At 47.6% G+C, this 17,365-nt stretch carries 12 protein-coding genes; 1 reads left to right on the top strand and 11 read right to left on the bottom strand.

All coding sequences use genetic code 11. From position 1 onward, the window contains the following. Positions 1 to 99 precede the first annotated feature (99 nt). The 6 genes from KJW29_RS32895 to KJW29_RS32870 form a co-directional block, all read right to left on the bottom strand. On the bottom strand, positions 100 to 1,206 hold the full coding sequence (locus KJW29_RS32895) for an SGNH/GDSL hydrolase family protein (RefSeq protein ID WP_214627782.1): 1,107 nt from the start codon (positions 1,204 to 1,206) through the stop codon (positions 100 to 102). A gap of 45 nt (positions 1,207 to 1,251) precedes the next feature. Continuing rightward, a complete protein-coding gene (locus tag KJW29_RS32890; RefSeq protein WP_214627781.1) occupies positions 1,252 to 2,016 on the bottom strand; it encodes a Cof-type HAD-IIB family hydrolase in 765 nt (254 codons plus the stop codon). Continuing rightward, positions 2,013 to 2,849 carry a carbohydrate ABC transporter permease gene (locus tag KJW29_RS32885; protein WP_214627780.1) on the bottom strand — a complete coding sequence of 279 codons (837 nt, stop codon included), beginning with the start codon at positions 2,847 to 2,849 and terminating at the stop codon, positions 2,013 to 2,015. The genes KJW29_RS32890 and KJW29_RS32885 overlap by 4 nt, the downstream gene beginning before the upstream one ends. A 29-nt stretch (positions 2,850 to 2,878) precedes the next feature. Beyond that, positions 2,879 to 3,814, bottom strand: a complete 936-nt coding sequence (locus tag KJW29_RS32880; RefSeq protein ID WP_214627779.1) for a carbohydrate ABC transporter permease — start codon at positions 3,812 to 3,814, stop codon at positions 2,879 to 2,881. Positions 3,815 to 3,929: 115 nt separating this feature from the next. Next, positions 3,930 to 5,396: an ABC transporter substrate-binding protein gene (locus tag KJW29_RS32875; RefSeq protein WP_214627778.1), complete on the bottom strand. Its 1,467-nt coding sequence runs from the start codon at positions 5,394 to 5,396 to the stop codon at positions 3,930 to 3,932. Positions 5,397 to 5,590: 194 nt separating this feature from the next. Next, a complete protein-coding gene (locus KJW29_RS32870; RefSeq protein WP_214627777.1) occupies positions 5,591 to 6,178 on the bottom strand; it encodes a YdcF family protein in 588 nt (195 codons plus the stop codon). A 250-nt stretch (positions 6,179 to 6,428) separates the two neighbouring features. On the opposite strand from KJW29_RS32870, the gene KJW29_RS32865 reads away from it, so the two are divergent. Then, on the top strand, positions 6,429 to 7,613 hold the full coding sequence (locus KJW29_RS32865; protein WP_246608479.1) for an ROK family transcriptional regulator: 1,185 nt from the start codon (positions 6,429 to 6,431) through the stop codon (positions 7,611 to 7,613). Between the two features lie 18 nt (positions 7,614 to 7,631). On the opposite strand, the gene KJW29_RS32860 is transcribed toward KJW29_RS32865, so the two are convergent. From KJW29_RS32860 to KJW29_RS32840, 5 genes are all read right to left on the bottom strand, one after another. After that, the gene (locus tag KJW29_RS32860) at positions 7,632 to 7,838 is read right to left on the bottom strand and encodes a hypothetical protein (protein WP_214627776.1); all 207 of its coding nucleotides are present in this window, start codon (positions 7,836 to 7,838) and stop codon (positions 7,632 to 7,634) included. Between the two features lie 27 nt (positions 7,839 to 7,865). After that, positions 7,866 to 9,410 carry a response regulator gene (locus KJW29_RS32855; protein ID WP_214627775.1) on the bottom strand — a complete coding sequence of 515 codons (1,545 nt, stop codon included), beginning with the start codon at positions 9,408 to 9,410 and terminating at the stop codon, positions 7,866 to 7,868. Continuing rightward, positions 9,391 to 11,100, bottom strand: a complete 1,710-nt coding sequence (locus KJW29_RS32850) for a cache domain-containing sensor histidine kinase (protein WP_246608929.1) — start codon at positions 11,098 to 11,100, stop codon at positions 9,391 to 9,393. Before KJW29_RS32850 ends, KJW29_RS32855 begins: the two co-directional genes overlap by 20 nt. Positions 11,101 to 11,186: 86 nt before the next feature. Next, positions 11,187 to 15,683, bottom strand: a complete 4,497-nt coding sequence (locus tag KJW29_RS32845; RefSeq protein WP_214627773.1) for a 3-keto-alpha-glucoside-1,2-lyase-like domain-containing protein — start codon at positions 15,681 to 15,683, stop codon at positions 11,187 to 11,189. A gap of 78 nt (positions 15,684 to 15,761) precedes the next feature. Then, a complete protein-coding gene (locus KJW29_RS32840) occupies positions 15,762 to 17,330 on the bottom strand; it encodes an extracellular solute-binding protein (protein ID WP_214627772.1) in 1,569 nt (522 codons plus the stop codon). Positions 17,331 to 17,365 lie beyond the last annotated feature (35 nt).

Below are 17,365 nucleotides of genomic sequence, written 5' to 3'. Positions count from 1 at the left end.
TTCGGCTAAAATGGTATAACAGGTGTCTGTCCGATCAACAAACAGCCTCTAAACTAAAACATGAAGTCCGAAGGCTGTTCATCTCAACTATCTTGTTCATCACAGTCGCAACAATGACTTAATGACAGGCTCAAGCGATTGTGCCATGCGCATAAATCCGAGGTCAGTCGGATGTGTTCCGTCAACCGTACATTCTTCGACGGAATCATTGCCCAGCAGCTTAAGACCGTCAACGAAATGGATATTATGGTCACCTTCTTTCCGCCTCTGTTCCACATTCTCGATCTGAATCAGCCTGCGGCGATCATTAAGCTCCCTTCTCTTCCTATAGAACTGGTCTTCGGCAGTGCTGATCCTGGAGACTACTAATATAGGAACCTCGGGCTGACGCTCTCTTAATATTTGGATGAATGCAGGCAGCGTTCGTGCGATATTTCCGGCCTCGCCCGTATTCCCTTCATAATCAAGAATAATAAGCGCCGGATCATCGATTTCCGAAATAATACGCGCAAGCTCCGGTTCGCCCTTTCCATTCCCCGAGAAGCCAAGATTGACGAACTCCATCGGAATCATACGGCTGAGAATATTGCTATAAGCCATACCCGGCCGGGAGGCGCATCCCCCTTGCGTAATCGAAGTTCCATATATAATGACGGGTTTATTGTTTGCATAGGCAGGTGCAGCGCTTATGTCGGCATCCTGATCCACCCCAATCCACACCTCTTCTACCCCTTGATAGAGCGGTAAGTTTAAGGTGACGGCCACCTCTTTTTTTGTATCCCACCGATAAAGCTTTGATTCATATTCACTTTCCGTTGGCTTGAATTTGGCCGCGGTTATAAAGCTCTGCTCTCCCGGTTCTCCAAGATAGCAGTCAACTCCGCATTGCCCTGTAGGCGCCATATGATACATATTGGACGGTCCGGCAAGACGCACCCTTATGACCAGCCTCGAAGAATTCGTGCGAAAGCGAATTTGCCCGCCTGCCGTACAATAAGCAAGCGTATCAACCGCAGGCGGCAAGACGGCCCCGGAAGCGAGGGGCAGGCGTCTGTAAATCCCATCCTGCGCAAGCCAAGGGAAGCCCGCGATATGAAAAGGCGCTTCGAGCGGAGAATGCCATCTCAACGGTTCGCCTTCCATTGTCTCCTGGTATATCGGGTCGCCCAGTTGATCTAAATTGATCTCTTTCGATTGAACATTCATCTGTAAGTTCTCCCCTCTGTCTCTACATGCGTACATTTGCCACGTTTATTCGATTTGGAATAGATGCTTCCGAATCGCCTGAGCGACGCCATCCTCGTTGTTGGTAGCCGTGATGACGTCCGCTATGGATTTGATATGCTCTTCTCCATTGGCCATCGCCACACCGAGACCTGCCGCCTTCAGCAGCTTCGCGTCATTATGGCTGTCCCCCATGGCGATGACATCGGACATAGACAAACCCAGCATCTGACATACTTGGCGTACTCCGCTTTCCTTTGTAATGCCTTGCACAGAAATCTCCATGTTGACGGGGGCAGAGTGGGTAATCTCAAGCGATCCAAAGCTGAGCAGCTCTTCCTTTAGTCCCGCAAGCTTCTTCTGGTCTTGACAGCCGATGCCGAATTTCATCCAATCCCGCTCGAACATCTCCGGCGTCCAGTCCTTGGCGCCTGTCAGGCTTTCTACGCTATAGCCCCAATACCAATCGCCTCGTTCGGCAGCAATTGCATGGATCCGGCGAATCGTTTCCCGAGGAATAAAGAAACGTTTATAAAGCCTGCCCGGCCCTTCCCATATCTCTGCGCCGTTGAGCAGCACCATCGGGGAGTCGAGACCAAGCTCATCCCAGATGCCCTTCGCGGTTTGCAAGCCTCTTCCGGTAGAAAATATGACTTTCACTCCGTTGTCTACGGCATATTGAATCCATTTTTTAGTCTCATCCGTTATTTGCTCCCGATCTGTCAGGAGAGTCCCGTCCAGATCCAGCGCAATCAGCTTATACTTCGCTTGTACCTGATGCATGACATTCATCCCTTCACCGCGCCCATGGTCGCACCTTCCATAAGCAGTCTCTGGAATAGAATATAAATAATAATGGACGGTACCATTGCAATGGTTACGCCGGCAAACAAGGTTACCCAATCTGCAGTAAATTCCATTTGTTTATTGGCCGAATACATTTGTACCGCAATGGGATATTTCTTAGGATCGCTCAAATAGATGAACGGCGCCAAGAAATTGTTATAGAAGCCCAGGAACTTGAATACGCCGACAGTTACAATTCCCGGTGTAGACAACGGAACAATAACGCGCCAAAACTTTTGGAATAATGTCGCGCCATCCATCGTTGCGCTCTCCTCAAGCTCCACAGGCAGAGAACTCATAAATCCTCCAAGCAACATCAGGTAGAACACGCTTTCGCCCAAACTGGACAACAGTATTAATCCGGTTAAGCTATTCGTCAAATCCAGTTCCCTCATAATGACATACTGAGGCACAAGCGCATTGATGCCAGGCAGGAACAGGGACAACATAATCAAGCCCCAAATCAGCTTTCTTCCTTTGAATGTCATTCGAGTAAGCGCATAAGCGTTAATGGTCGTAAAGAAGAGTCCCAGCACTAGACTTCCGCCAACATAATAGAGCGTATTTAAGAGCGATTGGCCAAAACCGTATTGATTCCAAGCCTTCGAATAGTTCTGCCATCTAAATTCAGAAGGCAGCGCCCATATATCTTGAAAAAACTCCGGATTGCTTTTTAACGATTCATAAATAACCCAGACTAAAGGAAATAAAATGGTTAGCGCCCAGGCATAAAGCACCACACGCCACACAATGTCCATTAACGTTGGTTTTTCCTTCAAATAGATCCCTCCGAACCTTCATATGGAAACTAATACTCGTAGCCTTTGTTCGGCACAAATTTATCGATTAACAGCTTGGCTGTTACTAATATAACGAACAGAATCATACCGACTGCGGAAGCGTAGCCGTAATTCCGATACTCTACGCCAAAGGCTAAGTTAAACATGTAGAGGCCGATTACGTCCGTCGAACCAAATGGCCCCCCATTCGTCATAATGAGGATGATCTCGAAGCCCTTCATGGTGCCGACAACGAGGAACAAAGCGCTGACGCGGATAATTGGCGTAACGAGCGGCATCGTAATTTTAAACAAACGCGTCATATGGCCGGCTCCTTCAAGTATCGCCGCCTCGTACAAAGACTTCGGAATCGCCAGCATCGCATTGGCAAAGATTATGGCGTACAAGCCGACGCCGCCCCAGACCCATGCCGGGATAATGGAAGCAAGCGCCGTGCTTTCATTGCCCAGCCAATAGAAATTCCCGATATCAATGCCGATGAATTTTAGAAGGCCGTTCAGCAAACCATACGATCCGTCATAAATGAAGGCCCAGAGGAGAGCGACTACGACCGTCGATAAAACGTTCGGGAAAAAAAACAGCACCTTCAAAAATTTATTTTCTTTATACGTTTTATTTGTAATCAGGTAGGCAAGAAGCAAAGAGATGATAATTACGAAGAAAGGAACCGTTATCATGAAGATCAAGTTATGGGTAAGCGCGCGCCAAACATATTTATCTTGAAATGCGGTGATGAAATTGGACAGACCGACAAACTTTGCATCCGTAAACCCGTCCCAATTGAGCATCGCATAATAGACGGATAGAATGTTCGGAAACAACGTAAAAAGCAAATAGCCGCCAAAGGGAGGCACGATGGCAATGAACAGAAATAGCCACTTCTGCGTATTCGCTTTATCTAGACCCAGCTTGCTTACAGTCTTCACAGCGGTTGAATCAGACACGTGAGGTCAACTCCTATCTTACTAGACGTTTATAAGTCATGTTCAGCGCGAAGCCTATAAGACCCTGAGGCTGCAATGGTGAAGCGGAGAGGAATCCTCCCCGCTCCTTCGCGTCTTAATTTTTCTTTTCAGCCTCTAGAGCTTTCTTCAGCAGTTCTTCGGCTTGCTCCAGAATCGGTTTCGGATCCTGCATGCCCATGGCAAATTTAGCGATATTCTCATTCATTAATTTCTCCGCTTGAGCAAGATTCGGATCGGAAATGTTGATAGACCGGCTTGCTTTAAAAGTTTGGGCATCATTATCCGCAATGTACTTCAGAACGGATTGGGCAGAGCTGGAAAGGTTAGCCGCTTTGGCAGGATCATCCGTCAAATCCTTGCGCATTGGCAAAGCGCCTGCTTTTTCGGCAGCAAATTGTTGATTATCAAGCGTAACGAGCCATGCGATCAATTCTTTGGCCCACTTTTTATTCAGCTCCGGCTTAGCGGCCCAGATATAGTTGTAGTTCGAAGTTCCGCTTCGAATCCAAAGCTTTTGATTGGTGTTGTCTCTGAAAGGAACAGCCATGAAGCCCCAATCGAAATCCGCAGGCGTTGCTTCTTTCATCTCATTCTCCACATGAGTCCCCGTCGATACCATTGCTGCTTGCCCCTGAATAACCTGCATTTGCGATTGCGTATGGTTCAATGCCGGAAGTCCTTCTGCAAAATATCCCAGCTTGCCAAGCTCATAGAAGCGCGTCCAGGTTTCAACCGTCTCTGGATTTGTGTATTGAGGCAGACCATAAGTTCTATAATTTTCGATAAACTCATCGACATGGCCATTGATATCAGCCAGCTCAAAGTTCTTGGCTGTTCCGAAAGCCCAGTTATGGTAGCTTGGATGAATGCCAGGGAACGTAATTGGAGCAATGCCGTCCGCTTTAATGTCTGCTAGCAGCGCTTTAAATTCCTCCCATGTGTTCGGATTCTGGTTCCAGCCATGCTCTTCGAATAGCTTTTTGTTAAAGAACAAACCGCCAAAGCTGCTCGCCGTCGTAAATTCATATCTTTTCCCGTTGATCAGCGGCGTTGACTCGTACATGCCGGGCATCATAAGATCCTTGACCTTTTTGTCCGGTACGTCTGGAAGAGGGAAATCCCAAATGTCATCCATTGGTTCAAGCTTACCGGCTTCAGCGAGCCCTATAATGCCTCCGGAAGGCTCCGTATTGAATAGGTCAAACATGTCATTATCATTGCCCGCAGAGATTTTTGTAGAAAGAATCGTCTTCATATCGGCTGAAGCCGTGATGTCTACTTTGACATTCGGATATTTGGCTGTGAACGAATCAACTGCATAATCGAACCATTCCCGGCCATAACCTCCAACAAAGAAGCCTACCTTTAGCGTTACTTTCTCGGTCTTTGACAATCCGTTCTCATAAACCTCTGCTTCTGCAGTCGCACCCGGCTTATCGGAGCCAGCAGGAGTCGTACTTGGACTAGGTCCGTTGTTTCCTGAGCATGCGGCGAGCATCGTTAGAGATAATACTGCCGCGGCACCCGTAGTCATTAATCGATTCCTTTTTCCATTAAACATTTTGGTTCCCCCTCTTAATTAATAAATAAATTGGATTAACTATTCAAGGATAACTATGTTTTGTTAATTATCAATCAAATCAAGGTGAATACTTTGTAAATAAATAATGGATCTGATCCCTTAAGCCTCACCTCCAAAATGATGTGTAAGCGTTTGCATATCGCTTATTTAATAAAGTCATGCCAGCCAACTTGTCAATTGTTTTGATAATCATTAATGACCCTTCTAATAATCGGGAGAGTTAACCTGAAAGCCCGAATTTCCAAAAAGGTTAATTTCAGCTGAAATATCGCAATGCTTCTAAAGCTTCGATTAGCACTGAAACCGCCTTTCATCCCAAGACGTTGCATAATATACTTTGTCCGTCGGATATGGAATAAATTCGTTATTATGATAAAGGATTCTAGACGTTGCTGCTCCAATAATTGCTTGCTATACATTAAATTCTGAACCGTGTTCAATGATTTATCTTCTTTCAAAACTCTTTTTGCCGGAACGCCTCTCTCAACCAGATAATTTTTCATCAGATCCGCTTCCGAATGTCGTGAACCAACTGCTCCCCCCGATACAATGATGTATTTGTGCCCAAATTGCCGAAAAAGTTTGTAAGCCTCATCCAGTCTTTCCTTAAGCAAAGGATGTATTCGGCCGTCTTTGGATACATAGCCAAGTACAATAAGCGCATCTGCTTTGCCAGGCTTCAACCTAACTGCATGCAGCCAGCATATGTAAGTAAGGACCGCTATCGCCGCTGCTGCAATTATCCATCCCATCCATACCATGACTTGCTCCTCTAGTCGTCAATTTGCTATACTTAATCAAATCAGTTTACAAATTAATCATATCTATTTTTTAAACAATGTCAATACAATCCTTAGCTTTTTTTGTATTGTGGGGTTAAAGTTTCTCATTCCTGCCTGACTTGCAACTTTTATTCCCTTCGTATTAATGCTACACTTAGAGCAAAGTAAGTGTATCATTTATCAAATGTTTTGAATCTCGATTCATATCTAATATGTTGTCGGAAAGAGGATGCATATCGTGGGAGATTCGGTCAAAAAAACTAGCCATATGTTACTAAAATCCATTAATCAGCAGAAGGTTCTTTTTCTCATTTATTCAGAAGGACCAATCTCTCGCGTAGAGCTTTCAGAAAAGACCGGACTAAGCAGGCAAACCGTAACTAATATCGTTAACCGCCTGTTGGAGGAAAAAATAATCGTGGCTGGAGAGCTCATGGATCTGGAAGCGGGAAGCGGAAGAAAAAGAGTGGGCCTTCATATCAACAGCGGCAGCTTTTATGCCATTGGACTTGAGCTCGCCGGCAAATATATTCGCGGGAAAGTGTACAACCTGCGTCAAGATGCCGTCGCATCGGCCGAACGCACGATTAACAAATATGGCTCCGTTGATGTGCTGCTGAAACTACTCCATGAAGTCATTGACGAGCTGATTAGTCAAGTGCCCAACGCTTCCAAAATAAAAGGCATTGGCATCAGTATACAGGGCTTGGTGGATTCCCAGCATGGCATCGTTCTCCGTACGCCCGGCATAGGGTTTCATCGTCTGCGGCTCAGTCAGCTTCTCGAAGACAAATATCATATTCCCGTGCATATCGAAAATGATGTTAATCTTCTTTCCGTTTACGAAAACATGAACGGGTGCTTGAAAGAATCGAATAACAATATCACAATTAAGTTCGATTATGGTACCGGCGGCGCTATTGTCGTCGATAAACAAATTATAGCGGGTTCCAACTTTGTCGCGGGGGAATTCGGGCATTATAAAGGGTTCTATGGGGAAGACGCTTATCCTTGCCATTGCGGCAGATCCGGATGCTTAACGACGCTTGCTTCCAGCAGCGGGCTGGGTGTGTCTATCAAATGTACGCTGGATGAGTTTGCGGAAGGCATAAAAACAGGAGATGCCAAGTTCCTTAGCTTGTATGAAAAAATTGTCGATGGCATTTCTGTAGCCCTTTCCAACATTATTACGTTTATTAATCCAGACAGCCTGCTTATGACCGGCCTTGTCATTCAATCGATCAGCCCCGAGATGTTCAGCGACATCAAGGCCAGAGTCATGCATCAACTGCCGGTAACGGTTAATAACGTACAAATGACATACCTCTATAACAAACCGGACGAAACGAAACTTGCTGCCGGCTTAGTGATTAAACGGGCTTTTGAAATACCGCTTAATACTCTATCTCTTTAATTATGGGTAAATGCTCGTTTAAAGGCTAGGGGCTGTCCAATAAGTGGACAGCCCCTTCTCCAGCAGCTTGATCGTTTTGCGATCCAACTGCTCTAACATTCGGGCGAATATCGGCCAGTCCACCTGACGTCGCTCATTCCAGGCTCGCTCCGCCATCGCGGGAACTCTCAGATGCAACAGGTCGATCTGATGTTTCTCCTCGTTCTCCCAGGAGCAGAATTGCATGCCAAGCGGCTTGAAGCTGTCGTCCCGCTATTTCCTGGCGTCTGTGTTGTGAAGCCGTGTTTGTACGCCCATGAGTTGATATTTTTTGAAGGACATTCCTTCCTTTTGTTTGAACAGCTTGCTGAAATATTGCGGATCCTGGAATCCGACCCGTTCAGCCACCTCGTAGCCCTTTAGCGTATGATCGGTTTTGCTCAGCTTCTTGGCCATCTCTATGCGGTATTGATTAATATATTCAGTGACGTTCACGCCAAGCTCGCGTTTGAACAAACTGCTGAAGTAATTAGCTGTAAGCTCCGTCTGTTCGGAGAGTTCTTTCAGTCCAAACCTGCCATCCGAATAATGCTGCTCGATATACGCCAGCGCTATCGCAATTTCGGGTCTTACCTGCGCGGGTCGGCTCACTTCTCTCTCCGCGATGGCCGCGAGGAACGCCTTCTTTGCTGCCCGCCAGGTCTCTGCCTTTTCCAAGCGCCATCTCAGCTCCAATTGTTCCGCAGATCCCGTGTCCGCCAGCTTTAGCAACTGCTGCTTCATTAAATCCGGCGGGAAAGGGGAGGAAAGGACGCGATCCAGTGCCGCTTCAGAAAGCTGTCCAAAATCCAGTTTTTGCAACCCGGCGGACAGTTCCTCGGGCCTGTCGCAGTAAGGAGGCGCGTTGTACCAAAGCCCAATCGTATTTTCCACCACATAAAAGGACTGCTCCAGTTGCCGCTCAAACCGCTCAAAATGTTTGTAAAACTCGGTTTCGCCTTTAAAAATGGCCTGAACCAGCAACAGAAACGGGGGCGATTCCAGCCTCAAAAGCTGTTTGCGGATCGAGGCCGCTTGTTGTGCGGCCGTATATGCTTCGTAAGTAAAACTTTTGGTATGCTCCATCGGGACATAAATATATAGACGGCTCCGGTATATAAAAGCCTCTCCATGCTGTTCCCCCAACTCAGACATAAGCCCTTCCTTGGCCGATTTCAACCCGTTGTCGCGATCGTCGTCATCATGAATATGGACAAGCATAGGAAGGAAGCTTTCCGTCTTGATGCGCTCCGAAAAGGCCAGCAGCTTCTTATAAGGCTTTGATAAACGTTTTTCCGCCAAATGCGAAAACCATTCGTCCCGAAGTTCATGGCTGGACTGCGGCTGCAAAGCATCCAGCAGTTGACGCGCCTCCAGCCTACTTCTTTCCTCCATAATCAGGTCGCGCAAATCGATTATAATTTCTTCTATTTTTTCTGTATCGCTCGTATTTTTGAGCAAATAATGCTGACATCCCAAACCTATCGCTTCCTTCGCAAAGCGGAACTCATCATGACAAGTCATTATAACGGTTTTCAGCAAAGGAAGCTCCTGCTTGATTTCTTTGATAAATGCAAGCCCGTCCATAACAGGCATGGAAATGTCAACAAGCGCCGCATCAGGTCGGACGGCTCTGCACAGCAGCATCGCTTCTTCGCCATTGGTCGCTTCCCCGGCCAATTCGAAACCCAGCTTATCCCAATTAATCATTTGCTTAAGGCCATCCCGAATCCAGGGATCGTCTTCGACTATAATTAAACTAAGCGTTGTTCCCTTCATGTCTCCCCAACCCCCGCTCCCAGGTCATCTCGATTACGGTTCCCAGCCCTCTTCTGGACCAGCATCGAATCGTGCCCGACACATAGTGAAGCCGACTGGCAACGTTCACCATACCTCGGTATCTGTCCTCATCCGGGTGCTCTTTCCACTGTTCTTCCAAATCCTTCACCTTGTCGGCGGACATCCCCACGCCGTTATCGATTACGCGTATTCTGATTCCGTCGCCGGCATGGACACGTTCAACCCTCACGCTTGCCATCCCGCCGCCAGGGCGAGCCTCCAAGCCGTGATAAATGGCATTCTCAACAAGCGGCTGGAGAATCATCCTCGGACAATATTCGCTTCGTCGGACCCCTGGGCCCACTTTTACCCTAATACTGATGCTGCCTCTGTATCTTATGGACTGTAGCGCGCCATATCGTTCCAACTGCGAAAGCTCCTCCCCCAGACTTGTCAACGCGCCTTTCTTCAAGCTGTATTGCAGCATGGGCACCAGCTCCGCTACCGCGCGGTCCACCTCGTTCATCCGCTTCATTCTGGCCATCCATTGAATAGAGTTCAACGTATTGTACAGGAAGTGAGGATTGATTTGCGCCTGATACATCTTTAGTTCGGCTTCCCGCTTCGCGTTTTCTTTGGTCACGGATAGCTCCATAAGCTCCGTAAGACGATCAAGCATGACGTTATATTGGCGAGTCAAAAAACCGATCTCATCCTGCTGATGTGTCTGAATGCGCTGTGACAAATCTCCGCGGGCAACCCGTCTCATTTGGTTAACAAGCTTGAGCAGAGGGTTGCTCAAATAACTGGAAAATAAATAGCCGATAAGCAAGCCGAACAGTGATGCGCCAACCAAGTAGACAATAAAGAAAAAGCGCGTTTCCCGATTCTGCTCGTACAATTCCTTCTGGCTGACCATCACGAGAACATTCCAAGCAAAAGAATTATGGTTCGACAGCGCGGAGACATAGGGCGTGCCGTTATGCTCGTATTCCTGCACGCGCTTCGTGGCATATTGATCGAGATTTTCAATGAGCCGGCGCACCAGCGGTTCCTTTTCTACCCGGTTTAAATCGCTTTCGGCTTTAAACATATTTTGACCAATCAGCTTTCCTGTATGGGTGAATAAAATAATGGATCGGTTCAGCGACGAATTATACGCCTCTACCTTTTTCAATATTTCATCGGGCTGTATATTAACTGCAAGAACGCCAACAAAATCTCTTGTTCTAGGATCCCATATTTTACGATAAATAGTGACCGTTTTACCCAGCACAGGAAAATCGAAAGGCTCCGTTTGTCCATACATAGTCAGGTTTTGAAAGGGATACAGCTTGTCTCTTGTATCTTGCGGCAAAAAATCCAGCACCAATTGCGGATAACCGTACATATCCCCGACATCGTCTATAAAAAAGATAGAATTGATAAAATCCTCCGAAAGAACGAGCTGCCGTTCAAAAAACAAGGACAGCTCTTCTTTATCGGCGGATGCAAGCAGACCACTTTCACTGGCGACTACCAACAGATTGTTAATCGTGAACAGATACTGGTCAATATAGTTGTTCGTCATTTGCGTCAATTCCGCAACGGAATTCATCTGCGTTTCTTCGAACTGCTGCTGCATCCGCAAATATATGCTTATTCCGGTAATGAATACGGCGAGTATGACAAGCAGACTGATCAGAAGCATCAATTTGGTAGAAATGCTGCGCAGCCGAATAGTATCAACCCCTAACTCATTCCATTATACATCAGCATTGGAAGCGATTTCTTTCATTATGGGAACAATTCGATCGTTTGACTTAATCCCCCGTGCTGAAGCACAATGTTTCCCGCATTCCAGTCTGCCGCCAAATACGGCGAGTCGTGCATTTTGTAAGTCGTAAAATCTATCGGCACGTTATCCACGGAACGAATATCCGTATCGAATTCCAGCCGGAGAAGCTTCCCGTTCAGGCCGGTATATTCAATATAGTAAGGGGCGCCGATGCTATACGCAATCGTATTTCCTTTTATCGCGGACTTGAAACTGTCAAAATTGCCGCTAAACTCCGCGGAATCGACTGTCTCGACGATAAACGCCGTATTCGTCGAATGAATCTTGATTTCGCTATCGGCATATTTGCCCGATTGGGTCCACTCGTAAGCCGACGAGGCGGAAACAGCGCCGTTTTTCAAAGGTTTGATCGCCGCGAACACATCCAGATGACGCAGGAAAATCCAGCCGTCCTCTTCATCAATCTGATCGAATTGATTTTTGATGAGCCAGAAGTGCGTATAAGGCAACTGGCTGGAGCCTGTAATTTTGTGCAAGCCGATCAGCACATTGTCCTGCTGGAACAGCTTGCTGCAGAAGCAGCCGTAAGAACCGTTGAAATACGCATGTTTGCTTGAAGTATCCGTTTCTCCGGCCGGTCCGGGATGGCTGTCGAAAATGACGGTATCCTTGGACTTGCCGAACGTCAGCATCCAGGGAATGTCCTGATGCCCCTGCGGAACCCATGTACCCGACGGAGTTCTGTAGCCCGAGTTCAGGCCCGGAACCTTGTCTTCCTGAATAACGGAGCCCAGCATATAATTAGGCGTAACATGCGTATATTTTTTTAAGCTTTGCGTAATGCTCGAATCGTCCGGCAATTGATAGATCGTTTTCCTCTCGATATTGTTGAACCGCTTTGTTTGATCCCTGACCAGATTCACAAGAACCTCGGAGGGACGATACGAGCTGATCATCACGGGCGCGCCCTGCACATTCATCGAATTGTATTGTTCAGTTACTTTGTTCAAAGAGTTGTCGAATAGGATATCGTTGGCATACTGCGTCAAACCGTTGTGCACATCGATCGTATTCGCATACGCGCGCCCTTGGCCACCGCCGATTTTGGCTTCAATGGAGTCAACGGCCAGATCGGCGTACAAATAAGTTAGCATATCGGAAGCCATCTGCTTCACTTCCGCGTCGATCGTATACGTATACAACATAGACAGGGCGGCAAGGTCGATGCCATAATAACTTTTTGAATCGTATTCCCCCATTCCCACTTTTAAACGCCGGTTGATCCAGTCTTTTATATATTGTTTGTAGACCGGAACGTTATTGACGCCCGATTGTCCGTTCCACATCGTCGCGGAAGGCCATGTCTCGCCAGTAATCAACGCGATAGAGAAGTGCTGAATTTTATGATTTTCGGAAATTTCAACGTCCGCCTGCTGATAATGAAAGGTTTGGATGTAATGAATCATGTCGTTCCAGACATTCGGGGAAACGTTCACTCTGCCATCCAGATTTTTGTACAAAACAAGCATTTGATTTACGACGAATTCGGCGCCCGAGATCGCGATCCCCTTAAGTTCTTCCTTCTCTGCGACATCGATCATCCATTGCACTTCCGCGTCATAATTTTTTTCTTCCGGATACAACATCATCTTGCCGAAAACCCATTGAAGATAGGACACCGGCGTATACTCATACAGCGTGCCGAAGCCGTAGTTGTAAGCAAGCTTCATCCAGGCGCTTTCCTGCCGGGTTTCGGTGCCGCTTTTAATGTAATCGTATTCCGTTCCGACAGGCACAAAGACGGTCATAACAATATCAACGCTTGTGCCCTGATAGCTCGCCCGGAGCGTAACGGTGTTCGAATGCTCGGCGACTGGTCGGAAACGTATCTTGTCCCCAAGAAGCAACTCGGCTTTATCGCCTCCGGATACGATAGACCAACTTAGTCCTTCCCGTGCGGTAACAAATTTGCTGCTGCCATCGCCATACTGCGCCGATATGGCGGTTCTCTCGGCCATATTAACAAGATCGTATTTGTTTACGGTCAGATGAGACACATCCGAGGTTAATGCGATGACCGGAGACGCGTTTGCGGCATTGGCTTTCTGCGGTCGTATTACAATGTCGTCCAAATAAATTTCGCTGTTATTGGCACGGAAGCTGAAGCCGCCGTTCGTGAACGTCGGCAGCGCATAATAATGCTTTACATTGCCCAGCGTAAATATGAGCTGATTGCCGTTCACTTCCGCTTTAAACAAGCTCCAATTGGGACCTTCAACATCGAGCTTTGGTCCCGCTGCCGATCCGATTCGCATATAGTTATCGCCGCTGACCGAACCGATCCGATACACAAACGAATGCCCGGCCTGTCCCCTGTATTCGCCTTGCAGCGCCTTGCGCCGCATAACAATCTCAAAGGACGTATTCGTATCCGAGGCGTCCAGCATGCGATTTACAATTTTGATCTTTCCTTCCACCGAATAATGAGTCCACTCCTCATGACCGAATAGCGGACTAATCTCATTGTTAAGGCGGTACGCACGATTGGAACCGTCGCTTGCGATGGAAGAGGCCGGCACCGGGAAATAACGCGGTTGATTCGTTGCTCCTTGCTCGAAATCCTCCGTAATCGGACCGTCTGTTACCGTTAGAATCGCGGTATACCTCTTCTCGGAGCTGTTGAAGGCATCTTGCGCGACTGCTGCGATTGGATGGTCGCCCGCAACCAATGAAGTAACCGTCTGTTCGCTTATATTCAGAGAGATGAGGCTGGAATCATAGACGAAGGTCACTTTGTCCGCCGGCAAAATGTCTCCGCTCGGCAACGCCTTTACTATAAATTTGGAAGACTGCCCCGGTTCGATCCAGGCATCTTCAATAACGAGCTGGATGTCTTGGAGCGGATACAGGTTCGTAATCCTTACATTATCCACATATACAAGCGTGTTCTCCGCACCCAGGAAGGCTCTGCCGTTTATAAGAGAGCTCATTTTCAATCCGTTCTGATTAAAATCCGCTCCAGTCGTCGTCGTGGCGACCGAACCGACAGGACTGCCGTCCAAACGATGCATTTGCAGTATCAAATTGGGATACATATCCGTTCCGTCGATTTTTCTGGTTGCCGTTCCTACAGCAGCGGCAGTCATCTTGTAATATTGGTTAAAGCTTCGCGACGATAGATTGAGCATGCCCAACGGTGCGTCTGTCTTCATTGCACCGTAATACCATGTGCCGAGCTGCGCCGCTTCGTCTCTCGCTATGCCGATCCGATCTCTTATCGCAGGAGAGTTGGCATCGAATTTGCGTGATGTTCCGCTATATTTAAGAATGTCTAGATAGCGGAATCGGTAGTTTTTCCCGTCGGCCATGCTCCGCAAGCCAAAACCGAAACCGCCGTTGGTAGACGCGTCGCCAGACATCTGCTTTACATCGGCTTCGATCATATAATTCGAGCTATGATAATTTCCCGGGATGACTCCGGTTTTAATCGCCGCTCCCGTCCCGTTCATCGCCAGCACGCGATTACCATTGTCCGAGACGATGGAAAAGTTGGCGTCAGGCGTAAACTCACCCGGAACGCTTCCTTCGAAATTTTGATATACGACTTGATCCCCTTTCATCATAATTGCGTTGTTGTAATCATTTACTTCAAATGTGACGGTATGGGAATGCTCGTTCTTTACGATGGTTACCGAATGGGCACCCTCGGAAAGCCCCTTCACCGTACGGCTGACAGGATCGATCGATAGCTTGGTATGGTCATAAAGCAGCTCATAATAGCTCTCGCCTATGTCATCCTCTGCGCTTCCTGTATGCCCTATGGCGCGGTATGAAGTGACGCCGTTTACATTCAGATGATAGCTTGCGGGCACTATTTCAATTGAACTGTAATCCGAATTCACGAATATATTGTCGTAACGAGTTTGTGTCTTGCCTGTCACCAGGCTTACATATCCGTTCGCATAGGCTGTATCCGTTACCGAAATGACGGGCGTTGCCCCGCCGTTGTAATACACGCTTATTTCGGAGCCTTGAGCTACAATCCGCAAACTCTTCTGCCCGGACTGCGCCTCCCCGGTCTGATAGCTGGCAATGTTGCCTACTCCGGCTTTGTACAAATGAATTTGTCCAGACTGTCTGACATACACCATGTAACCGCTATCAGAATAATGGTCGGCAACGTCGGACTTCCGCAGCATCACTCCTGCCCAGTTGGCGCTGTCGCCAGCATAATCTTCGATCGTATAGTCAAACAACAGTTCAATATCGCTGTATCGTTTATTCGTCAGCGTAGTTCGGTAGCCGCTCGCAGCCGTACCGCTCTGACGGTAACCGCCGTCATCGGCCGACCATGAACCGGATTGAACCAACCATTCGCTTACGTCCCCGTCATTAAAATCGTTCTGGTACAAAGAATGCGCCGAAGCATGAGAACTAAATATAAAACCTGCCATAACAAGTAAAAATCCGGTTAAACATATCGTTTTGATGTTCATCAAGCTCGCCTCCCGATCAAGATTACAAGACCGTCCCGGACCTGCTGATCCGAGACGGCGCTTGATTCGTTTCTTCGTCTACAAATTCAATTTTTCTTTAAACCTCGTTTCGTTCCAGTCCATAAACTCTTGGAAATGGAACTTCTCGATGCCTTCCTTTTTGAAATCCTCCCACTTGTCAAAACTTCGTTTGCCAAGTAAGAATTCGAACAAAGCTTCATTATAGAACCGGTTGAAGTCAGCAATATTGTAGTTGGAATAAGAGTTTTGAGAGAAGTCCTGCAAATAAGACAAGCTTCTGAGATCATAGTTCGGAGCATTAAAACGATCGATCATCTTAGCGTTAATGGCCAACAGCTCCTCCGTCAGACCAGCCAGCCAGAACGGGTCTCTGTCGTCGTAGAACCAGCGGTAGTTATCCCGCCATAGTTGGCCGGTGTCCGAAGGGTTGACTAGTTGTACGACGGCGTCGCCTTTTTTCTCATATTCAATGCCTTCGCGGCCATACGTAATCAGCTCGTAGCCTTCGCCCGGAGTTGCCATCCACTCCAGAATTTCCATAAAACGATCCGCCTTTTCAGGAGCCACATCTTTGGTCAGGAAAAACGTGCGGAACGGGAAACCGACAAAATTATAATTGAGCGCTTTGCCTTCATCGGTAATGTCCGGAAGCGGAATCCATTCGCCCGGGATCGGACTTTCCGCGCTTGAAGAACTGCTGGTTTGATTATAAAAACTTACGTTGGAGGCTACAATGCCGATCTGTCCCGCGTTTAATTTATTTGCTTGATCGGCGCCTTTTAACAGGAACCAGTTCGGATCAATGGAGCGATCTATCAATTGCTCCTTCAGAAATTTTAAGGAGCGTGCGTTAGCATCCGAGAATTGGCTGAATTCCACCGTTCCGTCTTGCTTTAGAAACGGTTGATTGAATTGCGTTCCCAGAAATCTCTGGAAGGTAGCTACGCCGCCCACCCCATTGCCTCCGTCGCCGGCGATGAAATAGCTGAACGTATCCGCAATGCCGTTTTTATCCGGATCTTGTTTGGCAAATGCTTCGCCCGCATCGGCCAGTTCCTGCATGGTAGAAGGAACTGGAAGACCCAGCGCGTCTAACCAATCTTTGCGAATCCACAGCGTATTCATGACGTTAAGCTTGATTTCCGGAATACCGTATATTTTGCCGTCTTCGCTGAATGTCCACTGCGCCCGGTCGCTTGCAGGCCAATTCTTTGTATAGTTCGGCAATTGATCCAAGTAGTCGTCAAGAGGCAGCATAAGGCCTTGTCTAACAAATTCTTCTTCAAATCCGCGGAATGCGACAACGTCCGGGAAGTCGCCCGACGCAAAGTATGCGCCAGCCTTCTGGCTCAGTTGAGCGTCCAATACAGGCTCGACTTCCAGCTCTACGTTAAACTTTTCCTTTATCGCTTGTTTAATAAAGTCGTCCGACGCATTAGGCATCATCACATCCATACTTCGCGCCAATACCGTAATTTTCATTTCCTCCAGCTTGTCTGCCGGTTCTGTTGCAGCAGCGGATGCCTCGGGCTGTTTCGTCGGCTCTTGATTGGTGCCAGCTTTCTGCCCGCCTGTGCACCCCGCCAATAATGTGATCAGCACCATTGCCGCCAGCATTGCCTTCATTCCTTTTCGTCGTGTAGCAGTCTGAGTCGCGTTCA

Source organism: Paenibacillus agaridevorans (assembly GCF_018604145.1).
In the GTDB taxonomy this organism is placed as follows: domain Bacteria; phylum Bacillota; class Bacilli; order Paenibacillales; family Paenibacillaceae; genus Pristimantibacillus; species Pristimantibacillus agaridevorans.
The sequence above is the reverse complement of the archived record's forward strand: the minus strand, read 5'-3'. Positions and strand labels throughout refer to the sequence as shown.